Below are 1,988 nucleotides of genomic sequence, written 5' to 3'. Positions count from 1 at the left end.
TACTTGCAACAATTGGTCGAATTAGAATACATACAACAGTTTGGGTATGCTAACAGAGGATTTAAATATAAGATTGTGTACTGGGATAATCATACAGCACTACGCACCAAGATCAAAAATGAACTACAAAAACAAATAAATACAATATAATGGAACACCACAGGAACACCAGAACACTTATAATGAGATGATTATAACTGGTGTTCCAGAGCAACGGAACACCAGATTTACACGTAAACAACTGATAGTATGCGTTTTAATCCTTAAAAAATCTTGATGTTCCAATATTCCAAAAAAAAGACAAGGTCACTAATATGGAGTACTTAAAAACCTACCAAAACTATCTGCAAACCATAGGCTATACTAACAAAACAATTAAAGGAAAAATAGAACGATTAACTGTTTACCTTACTTATAGTGCCAAAAACAATATTTTAGAAGCAAACCATACTACTATAGCTACCTATTATCAGTGGCTACAACAACAAAAACCACATTGTAAAGCCATTACTCTACATTATTATATGATAACGCTCAGGCAGTTTTACGATTGGTTACACATCTGTAATTATATCGTAGACCATCCTTTTAGTAAAATTGATTTACTCCAGCCTAAAAGTGACTACACAAGAAAACCCATACCCGAAAACAAACTCTTTAGTTTATGGAAAAATACCCTATATGATTATGAAAAATTAATCTTAATCTTTGGTTATGGTTGTGGATTAAGAGCTAAAGAACTCACAGAACTCAAAGTACATCATATTGATTTTGATCGTGGGTTTGTAAAAGTAACCAACGGCAAGAATAGCAAAAGACGTAGTATTCCTTTACAGGCAACTCATTTACGATATTTATATCAGTATAAAATACAACAAGGATTAAGTCCAGAACACACTTTTTTTACCGTTACCCAAAATACCATACGAATCTATTTTAAACAGATGCAAGAACGATTAGGATGGCAACGCCCTTACTATTCGCTGCATCACTTACGCCATAGTATTGCCTCTCACTTAGTAGATCGTGATATGAATATAGAACTCGTACAACTATTTTTAGGGCACTCTTCATTACAAACCACACAAATCTATGTCAATCCTATAAAAAAAGTAACCGCATGGAATATCTAAAACAATGGCAACAAACCTATAACAAACAATTATGTAAAGACTATATCTACCATATCAGGATATTTACCAAAGAAGCCTCATTTACGATCCATACAGCAAGTTATAAAGATATTGTAGGATATATAGCCATACGTAGAAAACTAGGAGACTCTATGTATATTTTAAAAAACAAAGTCGCCAGTATCAAAAAATACTATCAGTGTTTGATAGATTTAGAAATTATAAAACATCATCCCTGCAAGCATTTAATACTAAAAGATAAACAAGATACCCGTATTGATCTAGACCGTTTATACAGTAGTGAGCAACTTGCCAATTTTTTACAAAGAAAAAATACCGGTAGCAAAGCTTTGACTATTAGAAATGAGCTAATCCGTAGTTTTTTGGTATACCAAGCATTAACGGTAAGTGAAATAGGAAATTTAAGGCTAAACGATATTGATTTAGATACTGCAACATTAGTCGTTAGAAATAGCAGAAAACTCGAAATCAACCCCAAACAAATGCTAACGATCTATCGGTATATAGAAGAATATCGAGACGATTTATTAAAAGGAAAACAAACCGATATACTACTACTCTCCAGAACAGGAAAACCACTAAATATAGAACACATCAATTATATGATCAATCACGGTTTTGAAAAGAAATTTATCCCTAAATTCATTAGGCAAAGTGTGATTCATAATTTACTAAAATCTGGAAAAGATTTACGGAGTGTACAGCTCTTTGCAGGACATAAATCGATATTAACTACCGAGCAATATAAAAATACAAACTTTGAAGAATTAAAGAGTCAATTACAATTACGACATCCTTTAAACCATCTGAAATAAATATCAACTATCTTTGTGA

At 32.1% G+C, this 1,988-nt stretch carries 2 protein-coding genes; both read left to right on the top strand.

The genetic code is table 11. The annotated features are described in order from the left end of the window. The first annotated feature begins 314 nt into the window (after positions 1–314). A complete protein-coding gene (locus F0000_RS27115) occupies positions 315–1,133 on the top strand; it encodes a tyrosine-type recombinase/integrase (protein WP_149627825.1) in 819 nt (272 codons plus the stop codon). Continuing rightward, positions 1,121–1,969, top strand: coding sequence for a tyrosine-type recombinase/integrase (locus F0000_RS27110; RefSeq protein ID WP_149627824.1), 849 nt, complete (start codon positions 1,121–1,123; stop codon positions 1,967–1,969). The genes F0000_RS27115 and F0000_RS27110 overlap by 13 nt, the downstream gene beginning before the upstream one ends. Positions 1,970–1,988: the final 19 nt, after the last annotated feature.

Origin of the sequence: Aquimarina sp. RZ0, from assembly GCF_008370685.1 — a bacterium.
Lineage (GTDB): Bacteria > Bacteroidota > Bacteroidia > Flavobacteriales > Flavobacteriaceae > Aquimarina.
Note: the sequence above shows the minus strand (reverse complement) of the source record. Positions and strands in the feature narration are given on the sequence as shown.